At 71.0% G+C, this 6,825-nt stretch carries 5 protein-coding genes; 1 reads left to right on the forward strand and 4 read right to left on the reverse strand.

Annotation, left to right across the window (positions count from 1 at the left end):
* Positions 1-4: 4 nt before the first annotated feature.
* The 3 genes from pyrE to ttfA are packed head-to-tail and all read right to left on the reverse strand — an operon-like array spanning position 5 to position 2,245.
* On the reverse strand, positions 5-544 hold the full coding sequence (gene pyrE, locus A9W95_RS17560; RefSeq protein WP_067415440.1) for an orotate phosphoribosyltransferase: 540 nt from the start codon (positions 542-544) through the stop codon (positions 5-7).
* Entirely contained in the window at positions 531-1,340 is an 810-nt protein-coding gene (locus A9W95_RS17565) for an SDR family oxidoreductase (protein ID WP_067415416.1), read from the reverse strand. Before A9W95_RS17565 ends, pyrE begins: the two co-directional genes overlap by 14 nt.
* A 50-nt stretch (positions 1,341-1,390) precedes the next feature.
* A complete protein-coding gene (ttfA, locus tag A9W95_RS17570) occupies positions 1,391-2,245 on the reverse strand; it encodes a trehalose monomycolate transport factor TtfA (RefSeq protein ID WP_067415419.1) in 855 nt (284 codons plus the stop codon).
* 191 nt (positions 2,246-2,436) lie between these two features.
* Between ttfA and A9W95_RS17575 the strand changes: the two genes are divergently transcribed.
* Positions 2,437-5,334, forward strand: a complete 2,898-nt coding sequence (locus A9W95_RS17575; protein ID WP_082983148.1) for a PE family protein — start codon at positions 2,437-2,439, stop codon at positions 5,332-5,334.
* 117 nt (positions 5,335-5,451) lie between these two features.
* Here the strand turns inward: A9W95_RS17575 and A9W95_RS17580 are convergent.
* A partial coding sequence (locus tag A9W95_RS17580; protein WP_156746257.1) for an AAA family ATPase occupies positions 5,452-6,825 on the reverse strand: 1,374 nt, incomplete at its 5' end.

Raw genomic sequence — 6,825 nt, forward strand, 5'->3', positions numbered from 1 at the left:
CGACCTAGGACAGCCCTAGATCGGCGAGGCCCAGCAGGCTGCGATACGCCAGCCCCTCGGCTTCGATCGCCTCCTTGGCGCCGGTGGCACGGTCCACAACGGTCGCCACGCCGACCACCTCGCCGCCGGCTTCCTGTACCGCCCGTACCGCCGTCAACGCGGAATTGCCCGTCGTGCTGGTGTCCTCGACCACCAGAGCCCGCTGACGCGCCACCTCCGCACCTTCGATAAGTCGTTGCATGCCATGAGTTTTGGCTGACTTGCGGACCACGAACGCGTCGATCGGACGGCCCGGGGCGTGCATGATCGCGGTGGCGACCGGATCGGCGCCCAGCGTCAGGCCACCGACCACCGCGTAATCCCAGTCGTCGGTGAGTTCGCGCATCAACCGCCCGATCAGCGCCGACGCCTGATGCTGCAGGGTGGCGCGGCGCAGGTCGACGTAGTAGTCGGCCTCCTTGCCCGACGACAACGTCACACGGCCGTGGATGACCGCGAGCCGGCGCACCAGCTCGGCGAGTTCACTACGTTCAGAGTCGGTCACGGCCACCCACCCGTCTGCCGATCGCACCGATCACCCGGCGCGGCGCCAGCCGTCCACCGGCGGTCCGGACGAACCGCCGCGGTAACACCCGTGCCGTGGACGTGAGGGCTTTGTACCGGACACTCGGGATGCTGATCGTCTTGCCGCGGGCTATGTCGGCCAGGCTCTCGGTCACTACGTCGTCCACCTCGAGCCACAGGAACGACGGCACCGTGGACGCGTCGATTCCGGCGCGACTGTGGAACTCGGTGTGCACGTACCCCGGGCACACGGCGTGCACCCCGACTCCGGTGCCTTGCAACGCGTCGAAGAGCCCCTCCGAGAAGGAGACCACCCACGCCTTGGACGCCGCGTACGTCGACCCGCGCCCGGGCAGCAGACCGGCGACGCTGGCGATGTTGATGACCGTGCCCGAGCCGGCGGTCAGCATGGGCGGCAGGGCGGCGCGGGTCAGGTGCATCACCGCGGTGACGTTGACGTCGAGTTGCTCCTGCAGCGCAGCCGGATCGGTCTTCCAGAACTCGGCCGGCGTGGCGAAGCCGGCGTTGTTGACCAGGACTCGTACCCCGGCGTGCAACCGGTCGACGACCTGGTCGCGGCCGGCGGCGTCGGCGAGGTCGGCCCGGAGGATTTCGATGTTGCCCGCGGCGGCCCGCAGTTCGTCGGCTAGTTGTTCCAGCCGGGCGACGTCGCGGGCGACCAGGACCAGGTCGTAGCCGTCGCGGGCATACCGGCGTGCGTACCCGGCGCCGATCCCGGAGGTAGCCCCGGTGACCAGGGCGACAGGGCGCGGCATGTCGGACAGCGTAGCGAAGCGGCCGTCGGGGTCGTCGCCCCAGTGAGATGTCAGCGCTGGAAGTTGGGAGCCTGGTTGCCGTTACGGCCGGGGGGCTGCCGACGGCCGGTTTCCGGGCGGGGCTCGTCGCGGCGCACCGGCTCGGGCTGTCGTCGTCCGCCGTCGCCCAGCAGTCCGGTCACGTCCGGTTCGGCGCGTCGGGGTGGCAGTTCGGCGCGGGCCGCCGGCGCCAGCGGGCGCGTCGGCGCGGGTTTACGCGGCGCGGGTAGCTCCGCCGGTTCGGACGAGGTCTCGGCGGGCAGCGGCGGCAGCACCCGCAACAGGTCGTTGAACTGGCGGACGGTGCGCAGGCCCTCGTCCCACTGCGCGCGGGTGCTGGCAATCGGCATGGCGACCAACGTCCAGTTCTGCTCGTTCCACATGATCTCGGCGCTGTCCGGTGCGGTGTGGGCGAAGGTGACCATGCGCCGGTCGCAGGCGCGCCGGGCGGCGTCGAGGTTGGTGGAGTACACCATGCGCGGTCCGATCGCGCCCAGCAACCAGATGTCGCTTTCGCGTGGTTCCTTGAGCCCTTTGAGCCGCAGGTCGACCACGACGTTCGTGCCGACTTTGCGGTGCAGGGCGATGACCGTGGCGACTTCCTCGAGGTCGAAGATGTAGACCGCTTCGCCGCGGATCTGCCCCAGCACGACATTGCGGGCCGGCACGTCGCCGACGGTCGACATCACGCCACGCTTCCAGCGGTGCAGGATTTCGGTCGATTCGCGTTCGTAGTCGAAGCCGTGCGACCGCGCCCACGACTTGCGGCGCCGGCTACGCCCACGACGCTTGTCGATGTCGATGTACAGCAACACCGCCGCACCGACGAAGCACAGTGCGGAGAGCGTGAACCAAAGCGGGACCATCCCCAACAGAGTATCGGTAGTCGGTACCGAAGGAAGAATTCGACCAGGTCACAACCCAGTTACAGGACCCAATACCGAGCTAGTTCGAAGGGACGACCGCTGGCAAATCCCGCCCGGGTTGCGGAAAACGGCACCTAAGGGCGGGCGACCTGGGTAATTTCTGACCGTTGCGCTGTGGTTGGGAGGGTCTCGTGTCATTTGTGGCGGTGCCTGATGCTCTGGTCGGAGTAGCCGGAGAAATCGCGAGAATTAACTCGACATTGGTCGACGCCGCCGCGTCGGCCGCAGCGCCCATCACCGAGTTGGCCGCGGCCGCCGAGGATGAGGTGTCGGCTGCCATTGCGACGTTATTCGGTAGCTACGGCCGGGAGTACCAAGCTCTCAGCAGGCAGGCGGCCGTCTTCCACGAGCAATTCGCCCGGAATCTGAGCGCGGCCGGCTTTACCTACGCCAGTGCCGAGGCGGCCAACACCTCTCCACTACAAGTCCTTGAGCGCCAAGTTCTCGGAGCGATCAACGCACCTACTCAAACGCTGTTGGGTCGCCCGTTGATCGGCGACGGCGCCAACGGCACCGCGACCAACCCCAATGGCGGGGCCGGTGGACTGCTGTATGGCAACGGCGGCAACGGTTATTCGCAGCCCACCGCCGGGGTGGTGGGCGGCGCTGGGGGCGCTGCCGGTCTTATCGGCCACGGCGGGTTGGGCGGCGCCGGAGGTGCCGGCGCAAATGGCGGGACCGGCGGGGCCGGTGGCTGGTTGTACGGCAACGGCGGTGGCGGCGGTGCCGGTGGAGCGGCCGCCTTGCCCAGTGGAACCGGCGGCGACGGCGGTGCGGGTGGCCGTGCCGGGCTCATCGGTTCGGGGGGGATGGGTGGCGCCGGCGGCATCGGTGGCGCCGGTGCCGAGGGCACGGCAGGCACCACGGCAAGCCCGGCCGGCGGTATGGGTGGTGCCGGCGGATCTGGCGGCAATGGCGGTGCCGGCGGTGCCGGCGGATTACTGCCAGGCTCCGGTGGAGTCGGTGGGGCGGGTGGAGCCGGCGGCACGGGCGGGTCCGGCGGCGCCGGTCACGACGGAGCTATCGGAGCGGTGCGCGGCGCCGACGGTGGTGACGGCGGTAACGGCGGGGGCGGAGGCTATGGGGGCGCCGGTGGTAATGGTGGCGCCGGCGGCACGAATATCTTCGGCCAGGCGGCCAGCCAGGGAGCCGGCGGAGCCGGCGGCAATGGCGGCAATGGAGGCACGCCCGGCAATGGCGGGGCTGGGGCCACGGGAACCTGGACTGTCCACAACGGTGTCGGCGGAATCGGCGGACATGGCGGTGACCCAGGAGTCGGGGGCCAGGGGGGCCGGGGCGGAGCCGGTTCGAGCCAAGCGGTGAACGGCACCACGGGCACGACGCCGACCGCCGGCGGCAACGGCGGGGCCGGCGGAACCGGAGCCGACGGCACCACGCCCGGCGCCAACGGCGCAGCCGGCGGCGCCGGCGGTAACGGCGGACAGTACGGGAACGGCGGTGTCGGCGGCATCGGCGGCAATGGTGCACCGGGCCTGGCCGGAACCACAGGTGTGACCGGAAACGGTACCGACGGCGGCAACGGTGGCGTTGGCGGAGCCGGCGGCACCGGCGGAAATGGTGGGAGTAAGGGCGGCACTGCGGGCGCTGGCGGGGCGGGCGGCCAGGGCGGTGACGGTGGCGCCGGAGGAGACGGCATCGCCGGTACCAACGGAGTTGCGGCCGGTGCGAACGGCACTAACGGCGGCAACGCCGGCAATGGTGGCGATGGCGGCCGCGGCGGCGACGGTGGCACCGGAGGGACTGGAATCAACGGTCAAGCTGCCCGCGGCGTCGGCGGCGATGGTGGCGACGGCGGCAATGCGGGCACGCCCGGAAATGGCGGCAGGGGGGCCACCGGTGCTGCCAGCACCGTCAGCGCGCCGGGCGGCGATGGTGGTCGCGGCGGTGACGGCGGCAACTCCGGCAAGGGCGGCGTGGGCGCAGCCGGCGGAACAGGCTTCACCGACGGCACACAGGGCACAGCCGGCATTTCGCATACGGCTGGCCAAGGTGGCCACGGGGGCAATGGTGGTGATGGGTCGATAACCGGCGGAACGGCCGGCGCAGGCGGCGCTGGCGGCAATGGCGGTGATGGCGGCACGGTCGCCGCAGGTGGAAGCGGTGGTGACGGCGGCCAGGGCGGCGAAGTGAGTATCAAGAGTGACCTCGGCGGCAACGGCGGAGCCGGCGGCAGGGGTGGCAGCGGCGTGACCGGCGGAGCCGGTGGAGCGGGTGGCGACGGCACTGGAAACGACACGGTCTTCAAGGGCGGAACAGGCGGAGCCGGTGGTGGCGGCGGTGACGGCCGCTCCGGAGACGGCGGCCGAGGCGGCAATGGCGGCGACGGTGCCGTCAGCCGGACCAGCGCCGGTGACGGCGGCGCAGGTGGTACCGGCGGCAATAGTGACGGCGGTGACGCTGGGCGCGGCGGCGACGGCGGCCACGGCGGTGGCACCTTTACCGGCACTGCCGGTGCCGGAGGCGACGGCGGGGACGGCGGTAACAGCAGCGGCGGGGCGGGCGGCGACGGCGGAACCGGCGGCACCGCCGGATCTAGCGGCCTCGGCCCTGGTGGCCATGGCGGAACCGGCGGTGATGGGGGCGCCGGCGATATTGGCGGCGCCGGTGGTTCCGGTGGTGGCGGCGGTGCCGCTGGAACCGCGCTAGGCGGCACCGCGTCGGGCGGCACGGGCGGCGACGGGGGTACCGGCGGGCACGGCATCGGTGATGGTAACGGAGGAGCCGGAGGATCTGGCGGCACCGGCGGCCACGGAGCCAACGCCGTAGGCGGGTCCGGCACCCTGGCGGGCAACGGCGGAAATGGCGGTGCCGGTGGCGATGGCGGTAGCTCGGATACCGGTCTGGGCGGCGCCGGAGGAAGTGGCGGTACCGGCGGCGATGGGGGCAGCGCACCGGGTAAGCCAGGCGCCGTCGGCGGACCTGGCGGTCCCGGCACTTTACCCAGCGGCTCGACCGGGGGCAGCGGCGGCAGCGCGGGTACCGGCGGAAAGGGCGGCGGTCAGCCCTAGACGAAGCGCCGAGTGTGCGCTGACGGCTTCGGGTGTGCGCCCAGGGCGGCGGGATGCCCGAAATCCCGCCGCCAGCGCACTGTGAGAGCCATCGACGCACACTCGACGCGCCAAAGGTTAGCCCAGGATCAGCGAGTCGCCGTCCGGGCTGACGTTGACCGGAACCATGTCCCCGTCGTGCACGTCGCCGGCCAGCAACATCTTGGCCAGCTGGTCGCCGATCGCCTGCTGCACCAGCCTGCGCAACGGCCGTGCGCCGTACACCGGGTCGAAGCCGCGCTGCGCCAGCCACTGTTTGGCCGGCAGCGACACCTCGAGGGTGAGCCGCCGCTGAGACAGCCGCTTCTGCAGCTGAGCCAGCTGGATGTCGACGATCTGCACCAGCTCGCCCGGCTCGAGGCCGGCGAAGATGATGACGTCGTCGAGCCGGTTGATGAACTCCGGCTTGAACGCCGAGCGCACCGCCGCCATCACCATCTCCTCGTCGCCGCCCGACCCCAGGTTGGACGTCAAGATGAGGATGGTGTTGCGGAAGTCGACCGTACGGCCCTGGCCGTCCGTCAACCGCCCCTCGTCGAGCACCTGCAGCAGCACGTCGAACACGTCCGGGTGGGCCTTCTCGATCTCGTCGAACAGGATCACCGTGTACGGACGCCGGCGTACCGCTTCGGTCAGCTGACCGCCCTGGTCGTAGCCGATGTAGCCCGGGGGGGCACCGACCAGCCGCGCCACCGAGTGCTTCTCGCCGTACTCGCTCATGTCGATGCGGACCATGGCGCGTTCGTCGTCGAACAAGAACTCCGCCAGCGCCTTGGCCAACTCGGTCTTGCCGACGCCGGTCGGGCCCAGGAACATGAACGACCCGGTCGGCCGGTTCGGGTCGGCAACACCGGCCCGGGACCGCCGCACGGCGTCGGACACGGCCTGCACGGCCCTGCGCTGACCGATGACGCGCCGGCCCAGCTCCTCTTCCATGCGCAGCAGCTTGGCGGTCTCGCCCTCGAGCATCCGCCCGGCGGGGATGCCGGTCCACGCCGACACCACCTCGGCGATGTCGTCGGGTCCGACCTCCTCTTTGAGCATCACGTTTTCGCGGGCTTGGGCCTGCGGCAGCGCGGCATCCAGCTTCTTCTCCACCTCCGGGATGCGCCCGTAGCGCAGCTCGGCCGCCTTGGCCAGGTCACCGTCGCGCTCGGCGCGCTCAGACTCCCCGCGCAAGATCTCCAGCTGCTCCTTGAGCTCACGCACCACGTCGATGGCGTTCTTCTCGTTCTGCCACCGGGTGGTCAGCTCGGCGAGCTGCTCCTTCTTGTCGGCCAGCTCCGAGCGCAGCTTTTCCAGCCGCTCCTTGGACGCCTCATCCTCCTCCTTGGCCAGTGCCATCTCCTCGATTTCGAGGCGGCGCACCAACCGCTCGACCTCGTCGATCTCGACGGGCCGGGAGTCGATCTCCATCTTCAGCCGGCTGGCGGCCTCGTCGACCAGGTCGAT

Origin of the sequence: Mycobacterium sp. 1423905.2 (assembly GCF_001673155.1) — a bacterium.
Taxonomy (GTDB): domain Bacteria; phylum Actinomycetota; class Actinomycetes; order Mycobacteriales; family Mycobacteriaceae; genus Mycobacterium.

Bases quoted from the DNA above. Each gene is read 5' to 3' on its own strand.
- ttfA (WP_067415419.1), bottom strand. From the start codon at position 2,245: ATGGTCCCGCTTTGGTTCACGCTCTCCGCACTGTGCTTCGTCGGTGCG.
- A9W95_RS17565 (WP_067415416.1), bottom strand. From the start codon at position 1,340: ATGCCGCGCCCTGTCGCCCTGGTCACCGGGGCTACCTCCGGGATCGGC.